Raw genomic sequence first — 19,987 nt, 5'->3', positions numbered from 1 at the left:
ACGGTAGCGCCAAGTGGCGAACACCCTTATCGCCGTACTCACGGCTCGTCGGTGTATCCGCGACCCGCGATCCGATCTACGAGAACTGACTATCACAATTATAGCGACTATTCCTTTACTCAGGTCATGAGCTGCGCGGACGCGAAGCACCTTCACGTGCCGTGACCTGTGGTTCGACCGTAGGTCCGCCGTGCGCCAGCCGCGCGCTAGTGCTGCCAGCCGATCCCGTAAGCCAACCCCTGCCGAAGCCGGGTGAACTCGACGCTCGTCTCACCGAACGCGTCGAGCCCTATCGGCCCGCCCACCACCGGAATCTCGGCCAGCGCCGCCGTGGGAAGTCCGTCGAGGCGGACGACCCGGCGCGGCGACCAGTCCGTCGGAAAGCGCGCGGTGAGCCGGAACAGATCGCTGCGGCGATGCGGGACGTGCACGTAGTACGGCCGCAGCGGCTGTTTGGGCGGAACGCGGACCCGCAACGTGTACCGGTGACGCTCGCCGGCGCGCAGAGGTCGCGGCAGCTCGATGACGGTCCGGAAGTAGCTCTCGTAAGGATGCTGACGCTGCGCCGCCACACCACCGTGGAGCAGGTCGACGATGACGTCGTGCGACGCCGTCCGATCGCCGAGGCCGCGCGGCAGGCTGATCGACGCCGCGATCTCGCTGAGCCCGTCGACCGCCGCCACCACGACGCGGTGCTCGATCGCCTCCAGCGAGCCGCCGTCGAGCGAGACGACGACGTCCAGTGACGCCAGATACCACGTGTCCGCCTCCGACGGATGCCGACCGGCGGCGCCAGCACCAGCACCGGCACCGGCACCGGCACCCCCGACGCCGTCGCCGCCGCCGGCCTCAGGCCCGGCCCACGAAGGAGCCGGTGCCGGCGGCCCACCGGGCGTCCACTCCTGCGTGTATCGCTTGATCCGCAGCCAATAGCCGCGCCACATCACCTCGTCACCGCCGCAGCCCCGCACAAAAGCAAGCGTGAGCTCCAGCGTCGGCAGCGTCCGTCCGGCGGCGGCTTCCTGCAACGAGCTGGCCGAATACCGGCTGAGCTCGGCGAGCCGCGCATAGGTGACACCGGCCCTGCGTCGCTCGGCACGCAGCCAGTACGCGAGTTCCCGGGCGGGACTGCCATCCCGGGCCAGCGCAGCCTCCTGCCGTCCCATCCCGGCTCCCCTCGCGCCATCCCGAAGCGCCCGGCGCCGCACGCGATCCCGCGTCCGGATTATCCGGATCACGCCGGACACCATCTGGACGCTATCGCGCGGCACAGGCGATGGCCAGGGAACCTCCCCGCCTTACCCAGGCGGGGTTTTCCGGAGAATCACCGGACCTCGCCTCAAAGCCTGGATACCCCCGTCCGCCACGCCTTTGACTCGATCACAGACGCGGCGCGCGCCCAGCGAGGGGAGGGCGCGGACCGCGTCCATGACCGCCCGACCGCTCGGCTGGGTGTGAACATCCACTGAAGGGATCCAGCTTTGTCCTCCATCCGCACTCGCCGCGGCGCAGTCGCCGGGACGCTCCTGCTCCTCGCGTCCGCCGTCCCCGGCGCGGCCTCGGCCGCGTCGTCGACGGCTCCGCGAGCGGGCACCGCCACCGTGCACCCGGACACCGGGTGCTACAGCACCAGCTGCACCAACCAGGACCCCGTTGCCAAGGGTTGCGCCACCAACATCCAGACGCTCGACACGGTGTCGGGCGGCTCCTACGTCGTCCACCTGCGCTACTCCCCGGGCTGCAACGCGGTCTGGGCCCAGGCCGTCGGCACCTCCGACAGCTATCACGCGGGCGAAGTCCTCGGCTATCAGACCGACAGCGAGGCCTACCCCGTGGTCGGCAACATCACCGGCACTCCGACGCCTCAGGGCTCGTACAGCCTCATGGTCTCCTTCACCTACTGGACGCAGGCTTGCATCGCGTACAACGCCTCCGGCTGGGAGACCCAGAACTGCACCGGTCTGCACTGAGGCCCGATCGCCCACCAACCCACACCGGCGCGCCCCGCTCTGGCCGCGCCGGTCCGTCGCATCGGTCCCGCAATCCCGTCACCGCGCTGTGAGAGGGCGCCCCATGCTGAAAATCCCTGTCTCCCGGAACGCACTGCTCGGACCGGCGCTCGCCGTCTCCCTGACGGTGCCCTTGTACGCGGCGCCGGGGCCGGTGCCGACGGTGCGGCCGTCGACACCGGCTTCGGTGGCCGCCCCGGCCGCCGCCGCCCCGGCCATCGCGGCCCAGGCCTCCGACGTCCTGGTGGACGGCTGGGGCGACAGCACCGGATACCACCTGGACGTCGCCGACGCCGCGGGCTCGTTCTCGTGGCGCGAGGTCGCGCTGCTGCGGCCCGGCGGCGTCGACGCGCAGTCGTGGACGGGGTATCAGTGCACGTCCGGCGATGGCCGTTACGAGGCGGTCGCCGTGCTGCCGACGGCCGCCGCCAACAGCGCGTCCCTGCTGGCGCACGGCGCGATCGCGTACTCCGTGGACCTCGTCACCGGCGCGGTCGAACCCCTGATCAGCGGGGTCGGCTTCGACTACCACTCGCCGGGCTGCGGCGTCGGCGACACCGCCGTGTTCACCGGCTATCCCGGCACCGGCGACCGGGCCACCGCGGTCAGCGTGGTCGATCTCGCGACCAGCCGCGTCACGCGGTCCGGGACCGAGGCCGAGCAGCTGACGTCCGCCGTCCCGACCGGCGACACGGTGACCGCCGTGCGCGGCTCGGCCATGGTCCGGCTGAGCCCGCACGCCGGCGGCTTCGCCACGCCGACCGTCCTGACGACTGCTTCCGGTGTCCCGTTCGACCTGCGGCCGTCTTCGGACGGCGGGGTCGACTTCGCAGTGATGGCGAAGGGAAACACCACCGCGGAGGTCTGGCACGAGAACAACGGCACCCCGCACCGCCTGGGTCAGGGCCCTGCGACCTCCGTCGCACTGCTGGCCGGACGCGGCGGGCACAATCTCGCCTCCGGGGTGACGCCCGCCGCCGGCTCGGATGTACGCGCGCTGATGACGACCGGCGCGGACAAGGCCACACCGAAGACCGTTCCGGAAGCCGTGTCCCTCGACGGCGACGCGGTCCTGAGCGCGCCGGCGGGTGTCCGAGCGACCGCGCCGATGATCGCCGTCAGCGGTCACCCCGCGACGGCCAGGCCGTTCCCGACCGGCTCCGAGAAGGTCACGACCGCGACACCGCACACCTCACCGCCGCCGGCCCAACCCCACAGCACAGCCGCGACGACGACCGCGACGGCAAAGGCAACGGCAGCCATCACCCCGGCCACCAGCGGCACCCCCGCCTGCAGCGTCCCCCGGCTCGACCCGGCCCGCCAGGTCCTCCAACCCGACGCCGCCCAAGTCGACTGGGCCACCCAGCTCGACGAACGCGGCCTGGAAACCGCCGCGCGCCCGGCCGGATACGCCAACCTCGGCCTGGTCTCCTACTCCCCCAGCGGCGACTTCCCGCCGGTTCCCCTGGACCACCCGGCCGGCAGCGGTACCACAGCCGTCCCGCGCTCGGTGATGGAGGCGATCCTGGCCCAGGAGAGCAACTGGGACCAGGCCTCCTGGCACGCGCTGCCCGGCATCGCCGGCGACCCGCTCATCGCCGACTACTACGGCTCCGGCGGCTCGATCGACACCATCGACTACTCCTCCGCGGACTGCGGCTACGGGATCGCGCAGGTCACCGACGGCATGTTCGCCGGCCAGACCGACTACTCGGCACACGGCCAGATGAAGATCGCGGTCGACTACGCCGAGAACATCGCCGCCGGTCTCAACATCCTGCAGAACACCTGGAACCAGCTCTACGCCGCGGGCATCACCGCCAACAACGGCGATCCGCGGTACCTGGAGAACTGGTACTTCGCCATCTGGGCCTACAACACCGGCATCCAGCCCACCGCCGCCTTCGGCAACCCCGGCTGCACGCCCGGACCGTCCTGCACCGGCCCCGACGGCACCTGGGGCCTGGGCTGGTCCAACAACCCGGCGAACCCGAACTACCCGCCGAACCGCGCCCCCTTCCTGGAATACAGCTACGGCGACGCCGCGCACCCGGGCAGTTGGCCGTACCAGGAGCGCGTGCTGGGCTGGATGGGCAGCCCGCTGCTCGGCGCCGGCGGGCCGAAGTACGCGCCGGCGACGCTGAACGGCGGCAGCAGCTGGCTCAACGTGCCGCCGATCAACACCTTCTGCTCGGCGGCCGACGACTGTTCGCCGGGCACCGGCGGCGGGGCCGGCTCGTGCACGCTGAGCGACTACGAGTGCTGGTGGTCCGCGCCGGCGACCTGGCTCCCGAACTGCGCGAGCGTCTGTGCGACGAGCTCCTACACCGTCGCCGCCGGGACGCCGGAGCCCAGCGGATCCGATCCGCACCCGCCGACGTGCAACGCCTCGTCCACCGACCTGCCCACGACCGGCTCCGGCGCCCCGATCATCGTCGACGACGAGTCCAGCCCGCCGTTGAACCTGGTCGGCTGCGGCGGGGAGAACTGGTCCGACGGCGGGACGTTCACCTACACCTACGGCACCGACTCGGCAGGCGACCAGGTGGGCGCGATCGACACCCACCAGCTTGGAGCGGGGTTCGGCGGCCGGATCCTGTTCACCCACACCGAGGACGGCAGCGAAACGGACCTGGTGAACATCGGCACCTGGGCACCGCGCCTGCCGAAGTCGCAGTACTACACGATCAAGGTCCACGTCCCGGCCACCGGAGCGGCCGTCACCGACGCCACGTACAAGGTGAGCACCGCCGGGTACGGCACGTATCTCGCCCCGCTGAACCAGGACCAGGAACGCGAGGCCTGGCTCACGCTGGGCACCGTCGCCCTCGCCCCCGGCGCCACCGTGTCGCTGAGCAACATCAGCGGCAGTCAGGCCGGGGCCTACGACGTCGCCTTCGACGCCATGGCCTTCCTGCCCCAGGGCGGGACGCCCGGCGTGCCGATCGGCGGCGCACCGGCGACCGCCGAGCGGCCCGGCGGGGCGAACCCGTCCTGGACCCAGTGCCTGTGCTCCACCCGCACCGCCGGCGACCCGGTCGACACCGCGACCGGCGCCTACAGCGACAGCTTCACCGACCTGTCCACCCCGGGCCGCGGTCTGGCCCTGGACCTGACCCGCACCTACGACTCGGCCCTGGCCGACCCGTCCGGACCCAACGGCGCCGCCGCGGTCAACGGCCCGTTCGGCTGGGGCTGGACGTTCTCCTACGGGCTGAGCGCCGCCACCGATCCGGCCACCGGGAACGTCACCGTGCATCAGGAGGACGGCTCCACCGTCTCCTTCACCGACAGCTCGGGCAGCTACGCGCCGACGGCACCGCGCGACGCCGCGACGCTGGTCAAGAGCGGTTCCACATACGTTCTCACCCGCCGCGCGACGCAGATCTTCACCTTCGACGCCGCCTCGGGCCGGCTGCTGTCCGAAACCGATCCACCCGGCACCCAAGCCGTCCCGCCGACCGCGACGACGTTGGCCTACAACGCCTCCGGACAGCTCACGACCATCACGGACCCGGCCGGACGCACCTACACGCTCGGCTGGACCGGGTCGCACATCAGCAGCCTGCAGGACGGCGCGGGACGCGAAGTCACCTACGCGTACGACGCGGCCGGCGACCTGACCGACGTCTACGGCGTCGCCACCGTCCGCACCCCGACCCTGCAGAACAACGACCACGCCACCTTCGCCTACTCGTCATCGCACCTGATGACGGCCTATCGCGCGCCGACGTACTACGGCGACACGACCACGAGCCCGAGCCCGGTGCTCACCATGGCCTACGACGCCTCCGACCGGGTCACGAGCCAGACCAACCCGATCGGCGGGACCACCTCGTTCCGCTACGGCCCCTCCGGGAGCCTGGTGGCGGGGCAGACCCTCACCACCGATCCGGCCGGCCACGCCGAGCTGGACACCTACACCAACGGCCTGCTCAACTCCAAGGTGCTCGGCTACGGCACCGCGTCGGCCGCGACCTGGGCCTACACCTACGACCCGGTCAGCCTGGGCGTCACCACGATCACCGATCCCACCGGCGCGGTGCAGAGCTTCAGTTACGACGCGTCCGGCAACCGGATCAGCAGCGCGGACGCGCTGGGGGCGACGACGAGCTACACGTACAACGCGTTCGGCCAGGTGACGACCAAGACCGATCCGGACGGCGTGCAGACCGCCTACGGGTACGACGAGGCCGGGCACATCGCGACCACCGGCGGCACGAACAGCGGGAGCCTCGTCTACGGACTGCTGACCAGCACCACGACTCATCAGACCGAGCAGAGCGCCGAACCGGGCGCCCCGGCGCCGCCGACCCCGGTGGTCACCGGCGACTACTACGACACCGCGGCCCACCCCGGCGATCTGACGCGCGCCGTCGACGGCGACGGGGCCACGACGACCACCGGCTACGACGCTTACGGCGACGTCATCTCCCTCACCACGCCGGTCGGCGACAAGACGCTCTACGGCTACGCCACGGCGACCGGCCTGCTCACGTCGGCTGTCAGTCCTCTGGGTTCGGCCGCCGGGACGACCACGTCCTGCACGCCACCGGCGACCGGCTGCACGGTCTACGGGCATGACTCGCTCGGCGACGTCACCTCGGCCACCGATCCGGCGGGGCACGTCAGCACCGCCGGCTATGACGCGGCGGGCCGGCTCACGTCCACGACGGACGGCGCCGGGAACCACATCGCCTACGGCTACGACCCGAACAACGACCAGACGACGGTCACCCGGGCCGACGGCTCCGCGACCCACACCGCGTACAACACCGACGGTTCCGTCGCCTCGACGACGGACGCGTCGGGCGGCGTAACCGCGTACACCTACGACGCGCAGGGACGTCAGGCCACGGTCACCGATCCCGACGGCGCGGCCACCGCCGACTCCTACGACGCGGCCGGTCGGCCGTCGACCGTCACCGATCCTCTGGGCCGCGTCACCACGAACGCCTATGACGCGGCGGGCAGGGTGACGTCGACCTCGTACTCGGGGACCGGCGCCCCGACGGTCGGCTACGGCTACGACGCCGCGGGCCGGCGGGTGCGGATGACCGACGGGACCGGGACGTCCACGTGGCAGTACAGCCTGCTCGGCGCGGTCAGCGCCATGACCAACGGCGCCGGGGCGAGCGTCGCCTACGGCTACGACGCGGACGGGAATCAGACCTCGATCACCTATCCGGGCGGCGTGGGAACCGTCACGCAGACCTTCGACCCCGACGACCGGCTCGCCTCGGTCACCGACCCTTCGGGCCGGAACACCGGCTTCACGTACAACGCCGACAACGCTTTGACGGCGACCAGCTACCCCAACGGCGACACGGTCACGGACTCCTACGACGCGACCGACGCACTGACCGGGACGGCTTTGGCCAGGGCGGGCTCCGGAGGCTCCGGTCTGGCCTCGGTCGCGTACACCCGGAACGCCGACGAGCTGGTGCTCACCAGCACCCCGACCGGGCTGGCCGGCGGCGCGACCACGTACCAGTACGACGCGCTGAACCGGGTCGACCAGGCCACGACGTCGGCGGGCACGTCAGGGTACTCCTACACCCCGGCCGGGGGTCCGAACACGCTGGCCGGGACGGCGCAGCGGTTCGACGCCGCCGGGAGGCTGTGCTGGAGCGCGTCTCCGGCGCCCGGCGGGACCCCCGCCTGCGCCTCGCCGCCGTCCGGATCCACCGTCTACGCCTACGACAGCGCGGGCGAGCGGACGACCCGGACCGACGCGAGCGGCACTGTGAGCCACTACGGCTACAACGCGGCGGGCGAGATGACCAGCGCGTCCGGCTCGTTCGGGAGCGCGCAGTACACGTACGACGGGAACGGGCTGCGTGCGGGGAAGACGGTGGGTTCGACGTCTGAGTCGTTCACGTGGGGCACCGGCTCGACGCCGAACCTGCTGAGCGACGGGACGACGGCGTACCTGTACGGACCGGGCAACCTGCCGATCGAGCAGATCGGGGGCGGCGGGGCCGCGCAGTGGTTCTTCCACGACGCCCTCGGCTCCACCGTCGCGCTGACCGACGGTACCGGCGCCGTTGTGGGCTCCTTCGGATACAACCCCTACGGCGCGGTCACCGCCACGTCCGGCACCGCCACCACGCCGCTCGGCTTCGGCGGGCAGTACGGCGACAGCGAGACCGGGCTGGTGTATCTCAGGGCCCGCTATTACGACCCGGAGACGGCCCAGTTCCTCACCGTCGACCCGGACCTCAAGCAGACCGGCCAGCCGTACCAGTACGCCGGCGACGACCCGGTCAACGCGCTCGACCCGAGCGGGCTGTTCTCCTGGAAGACGTTCGGGAAGATCGCCAGCGCGGTGAGCACGGCGGCGGCGATCACGCTGGCGGTCGGGATCGCCAGCGGCCCGATCGCCGCGGCTTTGGCCACGGTGGCCGTGGTCGGCGGTCTGACCAGCGCAGGAGTCGACTTCGCGGACGGGGACTACACCGGCGCGGTGTTCGACACGGCGGGCGCTCTGTTCGGGGCCGGAGGATACGTCGAGGACGCCACCTCCGAGATCCTCGAACCGGTTGCCAGGCTGGCGCTGGGACGCACCGGTACCCGACTGGCGAATGTGGCGCGCGGCCTCCGGATCGGCAAGGCGGCGGAGGAGGCCGGGGCCGCCGGCCATGCCCTCGACAACATCGGCGCCGCGTTCGCCGGCGGCGGTCTCGACATCGCCCTCCACGGCTCGTCCGAGGAATCGGCCGGCGACACCGGACCCAAGGACCTGAGTCGGCTCGAGTGCTTCGCACCGGCGCCGTAAGCACCTCAGCCACCGAACCATCCCCGGACTCCGGCGGCAGCCGTCGCCGGCCACCACGAAGGAAGGACACACCGTGCGCAAACGTCTCGGAGCCCTCGGAGCCCTGATGGCGGGTCTCCTGCTGACCGCGGGAACGTCGGTCGCGGCGGCCGCCCCGGCTTCCGCGGCCACTCCCGCCGTCTCCTGCCATGCCAACTCCTGCTACAACGTCGATCCGCTGGCGTCCGGCTGCGCCAACGACGCCGAGACGGTCCTGGTCCAGGACTACAAGGCGGAGAGCCAGGCGAGCTTCGCCCTGGAGATCCGCTACTCCCCCACCTGCGCCGCCGCCTGGCTCCGGCTGACGGTGTGGAGCGGGTACAACATCGGCTTCGCCGGTTCGGCCTGGAACCCCGGCGGCACCTCGGTCGGCTTCTCGGGGCATCAGGCCCCGGAGACGTGGACCGCCATGGTGCCGGCCACCCCGACGCAGCAGGCGTGCGGGGGAACGCAGTTCTACGTCAACGGCAACTGGGTGCGCTGGTACTTCCTGGGCTGCTTCACCGCCTGAGTCGTATAAGTTCCCTGAGCCGCCTGAGCCGTCTGAACCGCCTGAACCGTCCGAACAACCTGTGCCACCTGCACCATATGCGCGACACGGCCCGCGGGCCGCAGGCATTCCGTGGCCTGCGGCCCGCGGGCCTTCGTCCGAAGGCAGCCGTGCGGCTACCATCGATGACGACGGACGCCTCCGCCGTGGACACCGCACCGGGCTCCTACCCCGATCCGCCGTCCACGAGCGGCGGACGCCGTCAGGCGCTGAGGCCGGCCAGCGACCCCAGCAGCCGGATGATCTCGTGCACTTCCATGGCGGGAACCTCCTCCCGTCGGCCGGGCCGCTCCCGGCCGACGGGGACCACGAAACCAACTGGCCTGTCGGGAGATCGGGTGGCGGACCGGGCGCAGTCCGGGCAGTATCCGGGCGATGCCCGGGCCGGGGGCGCGCCCGCGCACGACCAGCTGGTCGCCGATCTCAAAGTCCTGCGGGAGCGCGGCATGCTGCGCCTGCGCAGCCTGGAGCTGCCGGCCCTGGCCGCCGCCGCGCACGCCGCCGGCTACACCGACGGCACCGCCCCCGACCCGGCCGCCGTCGACCAGCTCCTGCGCGACGCCGTCGACGCCCTCGGCGACGACATCGTCGGCCAGGCCGCCGAGTACCTGTTCGGCCTGGTCCGCGGCACCGCGGGCTGGCGGCCGAAGGACCTGCGCGAACACGCCGCGGGCTTCTACGGCGTCAGCGCGGAGACCTTCCGCAAAGAACGCGAAGGGCTGCTCGTCGCCCAGACGGCCGAGGAGATCCTCAAGCTCTGCCTCCGCCACCGCCGCCAGCAACTCAGCCCTCTGGGCACGGCCTCCGACGCGGCCGACGCCCCACGCCGCGAGCCCTCCGAAGGCAGCAGCCTGCTACTGACCGCGCAGTCGCAGACCCCTGCATCCGACACCCGCGGCACCGTGCCAGTCGAGTTCCGCACCTACGGCCCCTTCCACCTCCCGGTGGGCAACGGCTCGGCCACGATCAGCGTCCACGGCGGCATGGTCGACGCCCTGACCGGCGTGGACGTGGTGACGGCACCGGAGAACATCTACTTCGCCCTCCCCGCCCCCTTCAAAGCCTCCCTGTCGGCCCGGCTCCGCAGCATCGCCGCCCACCGAGACCAGGCCGGCGAAATCGTCGACGACATCGTCGGCCGCCAGATCGACGAGTGGATGCGCACCCACGGCCGCGCCGGCCTCCCGGTCGAACCCGGAACCGTAGCGCCAACAGACGCCGGCGAGCTGGCGGCCCACGGCGTACGCCGCATCTACCACGCAGCAGTGGCAGCACCCCGCCCGGCGACGAACAACTACGACATCGACCCCCAGGCGGTCTTCCGCGCCACCCAGAACGCACTGGCCCTGGCACGCGCGGAACGCGAGGACTTCGACCCGCCCCTGTCCTCAATCTGCATCCCCCTGTTCGGCGCAGGCCGCGGCGGCCTGGACCCAGCGGTGAGCTTCGCGTGGATCTGGGCCGCGGTGACGGCCCAGCGCGAACTGCTCGATGGGTGGCATCTGCACTTCCTCACCCGACGCATGGACGGCACGCTGGCGGTGCTGAAGCGGCTGGAGGGCGTGCGCGTGGGATCGGGGAGCTTGCTGGACAGCAGTTGAGGGCTTTTGCTACTTCGGTTTACGGTGCTTGCGCTCCGATTGGTCCTCGGAGAGCTGCCACAGGAAACGTCTCAAGCTCCACGTGATCACCGACTGCAAGAACATCGGCAGGACCAGGACGAGCACGAGGACCATGTCGGACACGTTGTCGGCAGGGGTGTACAAGCCCGCGAGCACGAACGCCGACAAGGACGCGACCGGGCACGCGATGCATCCGAAGAGGATGTAGGGCCTGAGGAACTCATAGGCTTTCTTCTTGCCCGGATCCCCCTTGTGCCTCCGAGCCCTCAGGAACCAGTTCAGGTACGCGATCGCCCCGACGACGAGGAAGAGCCCTAGCCGGAACAGGAACACCTTCGTGCCGCTGGAGACCGAGACGATGAGAAAGCACTCGGTGAGCCCGAGCGCGGCCGGGATCGAGGCGTCCAGCAAGCTCGGGAACCACCGGCAGATTGTGGACCCCGACAAATAGTCCTGCCAGACGGCGATCACCATCATGGTACAGATCGCGTATCCGATGCCTTGCATGGGACCAACGACACGGCCAGTGATCATCCGATCGGCCAGGAACCCCACTGCGAGGCTCTGCATCATGGACACGATCGCCAGATATGCCTCAGGGAAGCTGTGGTTCGACAGTTCCGAGACATTCCAGTGCGGCGAAGACGCCTCCGGCTCCTGACGAGTCGGCGGCTCCGCTTCGACGGTCAAAAGCGTGGGAACGCCACGGATTCTCGACGTCCGCACGGAGACCGGAGCGACCAGCCCCGAGCTCAGGATGATCACCACGGCGGACGCGGCACGCCGCCTTCGCCTCGTGCGAAGCGCCAGCACGAACGGCAGCGCCAGAACAGACAAGCAGGTGCCGACGGCAGCAAGGCGTTTACGCCGCATCCCGATCCCCTCACGACTGACAGCGCCCTGACTCCGGCCATGCGGGCGCAGCCATGTTAACGCCGTCAACATTGCCGGTATGTAGCCACGCTAGCACCTTGCGATACCGCACGGAGCGCAGTCCGCACTGCTCACGCTGCGGGGGCCGCGGCATCGCCACTCGAACCTGCCGGGCGAGGACTACTGCTGGGCGTCGCAAGCGAACCCGACCTCGCGCCAGATCCTGCCGTTGCTGAACCTGAACTACCGGCTGAACACGGACGCCACAAACACCAGCCACGTCCTGTCGATCGGATACGCAAGCTTCGACGGCCAGGGCTCGCAGGCCACTGACAACGCTTGCACCATCGACTGAGGGAGGGGAATCATGAGCCTGATATCGAAGACGCGCTACCGGGTGGCCGCCGGCGATTATTGGTCACATTCACCCAAAGGATCCATGAGCGATGCTTCGCGCAGGTGACATCCGCCGATGCGATGGTAAATCATGGTCATGACAGCCAAACGGGAAACCAGCCGCGCGCTCGCCTGGGCGGTGGCTCGGGAACGTGCGCACGCCGCAGCCGTGCCGACGCCGGCGACGCGAGTCGCGCTCGGTGCGGCGGCCGGGCTGGTGCTGGCCGAGGGCCTCGTGACGGCGGGGCCGATGCCCGCGTTTGACACCGCCGCGATGGACGGGTACGCAGTGTGCGGTGCCGGGCCGTGGACTGTGGTGGGCGCGGCTCGCGCGGGACGGCCGTGGGACGGCGGCTGGATGGAGCTGGGGTGCGCGGTCGGGATTTCGACCGGGTCCGTTGTTCCGGCCGGGGCGTGGGCGGTGCTTCCGGTGGAGGTGGCTGTGCTGAGCGGCGCCGGTCTGGTCGGCCCCGGCCTTCCGCGCGGGAGGCACATTCGGTACGCCGGGGAAGACGCGCCGGCGGGCGCCGTGCTGGCACCGGCTGGTACGCGGGCCGGGCCGGCGCTGCTCGGCCTGGCGGCGTCCTGCGGGTACGACGAGCTGCTGGTGCATCGCGCGCCGATCGTGCGGGCGGTGGTGACCGGGGACGAGTTGGACCGTCGCGGTCGTGCGGGGGCCGGGCGGGTCCGCGACGTGCTGAGTCCGCTGCTGCCGTCGCTCGTACAGGCCATGGGTGGACGGCTGGAGAGCGTGGTCCACGCACCGGACCATCCGGACTCGGCGCTGGGTGCGGCGGTGGACGCGGCTGGCGCGGCGGATGCGGTTTCGGGTGTGGATTCGGGTGCGGATCCGGGTACGGACGCGGATGTGGCCGCGGATGTGATCGTCGTCGGCGGATCGACCTCGGTCGGCGTCACCGACGGGCTGCGGCGGCTGTTGGCCGAGCGCGACGCGCGGTGGATCGTGGACACCGTCGCCTGCCGACCGGGACGCCCCCAGGTGCTGGCCCGGCTGCGCGGCGGCCCGTTCGTCGTAGGCCTGCCCGGCAACCCGTTCGCCGCGCTCGTCGCCGCGTACACGTTGCTGGAGCCGCTGCTGGGCGGCCTGTCGGGCCGCGGCCTCCCAGCGCTCCCGCAGGCCCCGCTCCTCAGCCCGATTCAGACCTCAGCCGACCAGACCCGGATCATCCCGGTGGTCTGGGACGGCGCCGGCGTGCGGATGCTGGGCACGGACCGCCCCGCGTTCCTCAACGGCGCGGCGCTGGCCGATGCTCTGGCGGCGGTCCCACCCGGCGCGGAGGCCGGGCAGCCGGTGCCGCTGGTCACGCTGCGCGGCTGACTCGCGGGAGCAGTTCAAGCAGCCCGACTGCCCCGCGCCGCCAGCGCCGGATGCGCGCCCATGGCAGCCAGGTCGGCGACGATCGCCGCAGAGTCGGCGGCGCCGGCCAGCAGCTCTGCCCCGACCAACACCGCGTCGGCACCGTTGCGGGCACACGCGATCAGGCCCGAACGGCCCGTCGGACCGCACTCAGCCAGCTTCACCACACCGTGCGGGACCATCGACAGCAGATCGCGCGCGCTCGCCCCGGACGGCGCCGCGTCAGCGGTCGGCCGCACGAGGACGGCCCGGGCCCGAGCCTTCAGAGCGCGTACCAGATCCGCGCCGCAGCGCACTTCGACGAGGCCGTCCATGCCGAGCGACTCGGCGCGCTCCAGCAGCGAGTACAGCGCCGAGTCCGACAGCGCGGCGGCCGGCAGCACGACCATGTCGGCGCCGCAGGCGCGGGCGTGCCAGATCCGGTAGCTGGAGTCGGCCGGTTCGAGGCACAGCACCGGAGCGTGAATACGGGAACTGATACCCGCCACAGTGTCCGGGTCCAGGCCCAGGCCCAGGTCCGGATCCGCGCCCGCGCCCGACGCACCCGCGCAGACCGCGATCGCGATCGCGCCCGCCCCCGCATCGACGTACCGGTTGCCGCGATCGGCGCCGCCGGGATGACGTGGATCGAGCTCGGGAATCACCGTTATCCGCTGGCCCCGAAGCCGGTCCAACCCTCCGCGCGCCGCAGGACGCGACAACGCGAGCTTCTTGATCTCCTCCAGCGCGGAGAAGGCCCCTGCAGCTTCGGACTGGTAGGACTGGTACGGCACCATGGGCTGCAATGCTCATCCCCCTGAGGATCGTCCTGTGGGCCGACGCGGCCGCCCCATCCCAGCGGGACCTGCCCGGTCTACCCTTACGCTAACCGCCCCCGCACACTGATATGCAAATCAATGATCGTCGGCGACGCATATGCGACCCATATCAGCCGATTCAGCCAGCATCTGCGCCCGCCAAGCGCGCCGCTGGTTCGCGTCTGCAAATGCGCGATGCGATGATCTATCGTGGCAACGACCGCTTCGTCGCCACACGCCCCAGGGGTTCGCATGCCTGACCAATTGTTGTTCTCCTACGGAACCCTGCAAATGCCGCAGGTGCAGAACACGCGATTCGGGCACGAGCTCGTCGGCCGGCCCGACGCGCTGCCGGGCTTCCGTCTGGAGACCGCGATCATGACCGACCCGTCGGTGATCGCGGTCAGCGGCAGTGCGGAGCATCCGGTGGCGATACCGTCCGACGACCCGGAGGACGCCGTCGAGGGCGTGGTGTTCACGCTCTCCCCCGACAACCTGGCGGCCGCCGACGCGTACGAGGTCGACTACCTGCGCATCCAGGTCGCCCTGCGGTCCGGGGAGAAGGCCTGGGTCTACGTCGACGTCGCGACCGCCGAGGACTTCCGCGTCCGGCGGCTGCTCGCCGCGCAGGCCGATGCGCTCACGTTGTTCGACGAGGTCGTCGCCCGGAACCTGATCGTCGCCGGGGAGTCCGAGCGCGCGATCAGCGACCGGATCCGGGACCTGGCAGACGACCTGTTCGGCACCACCCGGCACTGGCACAAGCGGATCATCCGCTCCGGTCCGAACACTCTGCTGCCCTACAGCGACAACCCGCCGGACCGGATGCTGCGGGATGACGACATCGCCTTCGCCGACTTCGGCCCGATCTTCGCCGACTTCGAGGCCGACCTCGGCCGCACCTACGTCCTGGGCGACGATCCGGTGAAGCACCGGCTGGCCGCCGACCTGCCGGTCATCTTCGACGCCGGACGCCGGTACTTCGCCGAGCGCCCGGACATCACCGGCGCCGAGCTGCACGCCGAGATCGCCCGGCTGGCCCGGGCGGCCGGCTGGGAGCTGGGCGGGAGCGGGTTCGCCGGGCACCTGGTCGGGGAGTTCCCGCACGAGATCATGGACGCCGAGAAGATCCAGTCCTACATCGCGCCGGCCAACACCACGCCGATGCGCGGCAAGGATAAGGCGGGGCGCGTGTGCCACTGGATCCTGGAGATCCACCTCGCCGATCCGGCTCGCGGTTTCGGCGGGTTCTACGAACAGCTCCTCGACCTCGGCTGAGCATGGCCTGCGCGGCCTGCATGGCCTGCACGACCTGCACGACCTGCACGACCTGCGCCAGCGAAGAGCGGCCGCAGCGCCGCCGTTCGCCACCGTTCAGTAAACGTCGCGCACGTAACGCTTTTCCGTCGACAGGCGCCGCACATAGGCCGCGGCCTCGTCCTCGTCCATCCCGCCGTGAGCGACCGCGATGTCATGCAGCGCTTGGTCGACGTCCTTGGCCATGCGCGCCGCGTCGCCGCAGACGTAGAAGTGCGCGCCGTCCTGCAGCCACTTCCACAACCGGACGCCGTTCTCGCGCATCCGGTCCTGGACGTAGACCTTGGCCCGCTGGTCCCGGGAGAAGGCGACGTCCAGCCGGTCGAGGTGGCCAGAGGCCTGATACGCCTCCAGCTCCTCGCGGTAGTAGAAGTCAGTGGCCTGATGCTGCTCGCCGAAGAACAGCCAGTTGGCACCGGTGTGGCCGCGCTCCCGGCGGTCCTCCAGGAAGCCGACGAACGGCGCGATCCCGGTGCCGGGCCCGACCATGATCATGGGGGTCGCGGGGTCGGCGGGCGGCCGGAAGTGCGGCGCCGGCTGGACGAAGACCTGCACCGGACCGTCGTCGGCGTGGTCGGCCAGATAGGCCGAGCACACGCCGTGGCGGTCCCGGCCGGCCTCGGTGCGGTAGCGGACCACCGAGACGGTCAGCCTGATCTGGTCCGGATGAGCCAGCGGGCTGGAGGAGATCGAGTACTGGCGGGGTTGCAGCCGCTTGAGGACGCCGGCCCACTCGGCCGCCGAGGCGCGCACGGGGAAAGCGGCGACCAGATCAGCAGCCTGACGTCCCCAGCTCCACTTGGCGAGTTCGTCCTTGTTGTCCGGGCGCAGCAGCCGCTTCAGATCGTGGCCGCCGGTCCGGTCCGCCACGAACTTCAGCAGGTCGGTGCTGATGCGGGTGATGTCCAGGCGGGTGCGCAGCGCCTCGGCCAACGACAGCGGCGGCGCGTCGCCGACATCGACCGGCTCGGCGGGGTCGGCGCCGGTCAGAGCCAGCCACTCGCGCACCAGGGCGGCGCTGTTCGCGGGCCACACCCCCAGGGCGTCTCCGGCCTGGTATGCGAGTTCGCCATCACGCGTGTCGAAGGCGAACCGCCGGACCTCCTTGCCGGATCCCGGCAGGCTCAACAACCGGTTCCCGACCAGCAGGGTCGCGAACGGCGACGCCTTGGAGTAGACCGATGACGAGGACGAGGAAGAGGACAAGTCCGTCGAGGCGACCGCTGCTGCGGGGACGGTGACCGGCTCCTCAGGAGCGACGGGCTGTGCCAGGGCACTGATGAAGCGGTCGAGCCACTGATCGGCGGACTCTTCGAAGTCCGGTTCGCAGTCGGCGCGCGCCAGCAGGCGGGTGGCGCCGAGGCCGGCGAGGCGTTCGTCGAGCCGTCGGCCGTGCCCGCAGAAGTCGTCGTAGCTGGAGTCGCCGAGGGCCAGGACGCCGTAGCGGAGCCCGTCGAGCCGGCCGGCGACCTGGGTGGTCAGCGCCTGCCAGAACGCGGTGCCGTTGTCGGGGGCGTCGCCGTCGCCGAAGGTGCTGGTGACGATCAGCGCGTCCGTGCCGGACATCAGGTGCGCGGGGGTGGCATCGGCCATGGGCAGCAGTTCGGCGACGCGGCCGGAGGTCGCCAGCCGTTGGGCGGCGGTGGCCGCGAACTGCTCGGCGTTGCCGGTCTGCGAGGCCCACAGGACTATGAGCCGCCGCGACGCCACGGCAGGGACGGCATCGGGTCGGCCTAATACCTCGGTGCGCGAGAACCTTCCGGCCAGCACGCCGTCGATCCACTGCGCGTGCTCCGGCGTGAAGGGAGCGCCCGGCGGCAGAACCGGAACACGGCCGTCCGGCGGCGCAAGTGCCAGACCGGACAGGAAGCCGGCCAGATATCGGCGCTCCGGCTCGGCCAGGGCCACCGGAGCGAGATCGCCGATGCCGAACACCGCAGCGAGTTCCCCCGCCTCCGAAACAACCTCAGGCTCGGTGCTCGGGCCGGGCGCAGAGACCGGAGCGACCGTCTTGGCGATCCTGACGGCGCACATCTTGAACTCCGGCTGGAACGAGATCGGGTCGACGGCGTCGTTCGTCACGGCGTTGATGCTCAGGTACTCGCCGAACAGGTCGTTCCAGTGGAACGGGGCGAAGCACGTCCCCGACCGCACCCGATCCGTGACGACCGCCGGCAGCACCGCACGCCCCCGGCGGGAGGCGACCTCCAGATGATCGCCCTCGACGACCCCGAGGGCGGCGGCGTCGTCGGGATGGACCTCGACGAAGGGGCCGGGGTTGAGTTTGACGAGTTTCGCGACCTTCCCGGTCTTGGTCATCGTGTGCCACTGGTGCTGGAGTCGTCCGGTGTTCAGGACGAAGGGGTAGTCGTCGTCCGGGAGTTCGGCCGACGGCAGGTGCGGCCGAGCGAAAAACTGCGCGCGCCCGCTCGCCGTCGGGAACGCCAGCCGGGGACGCGTACCGTCCACGCGTTCCCGCAGGGTCTGGCTGACGCCGTCGTTGAGGTAGCGGATCGGGTTGCGGTCCGGGCCGTCGGCGTCCGGGGCGGGCCATTGCACCGGCGTGCTGCGCAGCCGGTCGTAGCTCACACCGCGAAGATCCCAGCCGGTCTTGGGATTCCACGCCTGCTTGAGCTCTTCGAACACTTCCTCCGAGCTGTCGTATGTGAAGGCGTCGGCGAATCCCATCTCGCACGCCACCCGGGCGATCAGCCGCCAGTCCGGCAGCGCCTCGCCCGGCGGGTCCACGACCCCCTGCACCAGCGTGAGGTTCCGTTCGGAGTTCACCATGACGCCGTCGGACTCGGCCCACAACGTCGCCGGCAGCACCACATCGGCGTAGGCGGTGGTCTCGGTCTCGGCGAAGACGTCCTGGGTGATGACCAGCTCGGCCGCCTCCAGGCCGGCGATGACGTTCTTGCGGTTCGCGACGGAGGCCACCGGGTTGGTGCAGATGATCCAGCACGCCTTGATCGCGCCGGTCCCCATCTGCTCGAATATCTCCACCGTGCCGCGTCCGACCTCGGTGCGCAGCGATCCGGCGGGGACGCCCCACAGGTCCTCGACGAAGGCCCGCTCGTCCTCGGCCAGCACCGAGCGCTGCCCCGGCAGCCCCGGGCCCATGTAGCCCATCTCCCGGCCGCCCATGGCGTTGGGCTGGCCGGTCAGCGAGAACGGGCCCGATCCGGGACGGCAGATCGCGCCGGTCGCCAGGTGCAGGTTGACCAGGGCGTTGGTGTTCCAGGTGCCGTGCGTGGACTGATTCAGGCCCATCGTCCAGCAGCTCATCCACTCCCCCGCCGCCCCGATCCAGGCCGCGGCCTGTCGGATGTCGGCCTCCGGCAGCCCGGTGATCCGTGCGACCGTCTCCGGCGGGTAGTCGGCGAGGAACGCGGGCATCGCCTCCCAGCCCTCGGTGTGCTCGGCGATGAAGGCCTCGTCGATGTGGCCGTCCGCGACCAGCAGGTGCAGTAGGCCGTTGAGCAGCGCCAGGTCGGTGCCGGGCTTGATCGGCAGGAAGAGGCCGGCCTTGTCGGCGGTCGCGTTGCGCCGCGGATCGACGACGATCAGCTTCGCGCCGGCCCTGATCCGGTCCATCATGCGCAGGAACAGGATCGGGTGGCAGTCGGCCATGTTGGAGCCGATGACGAAGAACAGGTCCGCGGAATCAAAGTCCTGATAGGAGCCGGGCGGGCCGTCCGCGCCGAGCGACAGCTTGTAGCCCGACCCCGCCGACGCCATGCACAGCCGGGAGTTCGACTCGATCTGGTTGGTCCGCACGAAGCCCTTGGCCAGCTTGTTGGCCAGGTACTGCGCTTCCAGCGACATCTGCCCGGACACGTAGAAGGACAGCGCGTCCGGCCCGTGCTGGTCCAGGATCGCCCGCAGCCGCGCGGCCACGGCCGAGATCGCTTCGTCCACACCGGTCTCCACCGGCTCGGCACCGCGCTCGGGGCGCACCAGCGCCGTCCCCAGACGCCCGGGTGCGGCGAGCATGTCCGCGCTGGTCGCCCCCTTGGTGCACAGGCGGCCGAAGTTGGCCGGGTGCGCCTTGTCTCCCGACGCCTTCACCGCGCGGCGGCGCCCGTCCGGCCCGTCCCGCCGGACGTCGAGGACGATCCCGCACCCGACACCGCAGTACGAGCACACGGTCCGAACGCCGCCGACCTTCACGCCAGACGCCACCGATGCTCCATCCCGCGATTTCCCGCGCCGTCCCTTAGCTTCC

General features: G+C 70.9%; 10 protein-coding genes and 1 pseudogene. 7 read left to right on the top strand and 4 right to left on the bottom strand.

Going from position 1 to position 19,987, the window contains the following annotated elements; genetic code table 11:
- Positions 1–206: 206 nt before the first annotated feature.
- Positions 207–1,166, bottom strand: coding sequence for a helix-turn-helix domain-containing protein (locus ABH920_RS18875; RefSeq protein ID WP_370350337.1), 960 nt, complete (start codon positions 1,164–1,166; stop codon positions 207–209).
- Positions 1,167–1,481: 315 nt separating this feature from the next.
- Between ABH920_RS18875 and ABH920_RS18870 the strand changes: the two genes are divergently transcribed.
- The 4 genes from ABH920_RS18870 (at position 1,482) to ABH920_RS18855 (ending at position 10,977) form a co-directional block, all read left to right on the top strand.
- The gene (locus ABH920_RS18870) at positions 1,482–1,970 is read left to right on the top strand and encodes a DUF2690 domain-containing protein (protein WP_370350336.1); all 489 of its coding nucleotides are present in this window, start codon (positions 1,482–1,484) and stop codon (positions 1,968–1,970) included.
- Between the two features lie 103 nt (positions 1,971–2,073).
- Entirely contained in the window at positions 2,074–8,787 is a 6,714-nt protein-coding gene (locus ABH920_RS18865) for an RHS repeat-associated core domain-containing protein (RefSeq protein WP_370350335.1), read from the top strand.
- 73 nt (positions 8,788–8,860) lie between these two features.
- On the top strand, positions 8,861–9,337 hold the full coding sequence (locus ABH920_RS18860) for a DUF2690 domain-containing protein (RefSeq protein WP_370350334.1): 477 nt from the start codon (positions 8,861–8,863) through the stop codon (positions 9,335–9,337).
- 377 nt (positions 9,338–9,714) lie between these two features.
- Complete coding sequence (locus ABH920_RS18855; protein WP_370350333.1) at positions 9,715–10,977, top strand: Appr-1-p processing protein; 1,263 nt, start codon at positions 9,715–9,717, stop codon at positions 10,975–10,977.
- Positions 10,978–10,986: 9 nt separating this feature from the next.
- Here the strand turns inward: ABH920_RS18855 and ABH920_RS18850 are convergent, their stop codons facing one another.
- Entirely contained in the window at positions 10,987–11,871 is an 885-nt protein-coding gene (locus ABH920_RS18850) for a hypothetical protein (RefSeq protein ID WP_370350332.1), read from the bottom strand.
- 493 nt (positions 11,872–12,364) lie between these two features.
- Between ABH920_RS18850 and ABH920_RS18845 the strand changes: the two genes are divergently transcribed.
- Positions 12,365–13,606: a molybdopterin molybdotransferase MoeA gene (locus ABH920_RS18845; RefSeq protein WP_370350331.1), complete on the top strand. Its 1,242-nt coding sequence runs from the start codon at positions 12,365–12,367 to the stop codon at positions 13,604–13,606.
- Between the two features lie 14 nt (positions 13,607–13,620).
- On the opposite strand, the gene ABH920_RS18840 is transcribed toward ABH920_RS18845, so the two are convergent.
- Positions 13,621–14,421 (bottom strand): hypothetical protein, encoded by an 801-nt coding sequence (locus ABH920_RS18840; RefSeq protein ID WP_370350330.1) that lies wholly within the window; start codon positions 14,419–14,421, stop codon positions 13,621–13,623.
- 273 nt (positions 14,422–14,694) lie between these two features.
- Between ABH920_RS18840 and ABH920_RS18835 the strand changes: the two are divergent.
- Both ABH920_RS18835 and ABH920_RS18830 read left to right on the top strand, forming a co-directional pair.
- A pseudogene (locus tag ABH920_RS18835) lies at positions 14,695–15,009 on the top strand (gamma-glutamylcyclotransferase family protein); the annotation flags it as partial.
- Between the two features lie 48 nt (positions 15,010–15,057).
- Complete coding sequence (locus ABH920_RS18830; protein WP_370350645.1) at positions 15,058–15,720, top strand: M24 family metallopeptidase; 663 nt, start codon at positions 15,058–15,060, stop codon at positions 15,718–15,720.
- Positions 15,721–15,816: 96 nt separating this feature from the next.
- Here the strand turns inward: ABH920_RS18830 and ABH920_RS18825 are convergent, their stop codons facing one another.
- Positions 15,817–19,944, bottom strand: coding sequence for a molybdopterin-dependent oxidoreductase (locus ABH920_RS18825; RefSeq protein WP_370350329.1), 4,128 nt, complete (start codon positions 19,942–19,944; stop codon positions 15,817–15,819).
- Positions 19,945–19,987 lie beyond the last annotated feature (43 nt).

This window comes from Catenulispora sp. EB89 (genome assembly GCF_041261445.1).
Lineage (GTDB): Bacteria > Actinomycetota > Actinomycetes > Streptomycetales > Catenulisporaceae > Catenulispora.
The sequence above is the reverse complement of the archived record's forward strand: the minus strand, read 5'-3'. Positions and strand labels throughout refer to the sequence as shown.

What these genes read in the sequence shown, in the direction of transcription:
- ABH920_RS18875 (WP_370350337.1), bottom strand. Translation starts at nt 1,166, where the DNA reads ATGGGACGGCAGGAGGCTGCGCTGGCCCGGGATGGCAGTCCCGCCCGG.
- ABH920_RS18865 (WP_370350335.1), top strand. Translation starts at nt 2,074, where the DNA reads ATGCTGAAAATCCCTGTCTCCCGGAACGCACTGCTCGGACCGGCGCTC.
- ABH920_RS18850 (WP_370350332.1), bottom strand. Translation starts at nt 11,871, where the DNA reads ATGCGGCGTAAACGCCTTGCTGCCGTCGGCACCTGCTTGTCTGTTCTG.
- ABH920_RS18845 (WP_370350331.1), top strand. Translation starts at nt 12,365, where the DNA reads ATGACAGCCAAACGGGAAACCAGCCGCGCGCTCGCCTGGGCGGTGGCT.
- ABH920_RS18840 (WP_370350330.1), bottom strand. Translation starts at nt 14,421, where the DNA reads ATGGTGCCGTACCAGTCCTACCAGTCCGAAGCTGCAGGGGCCTTCTCC.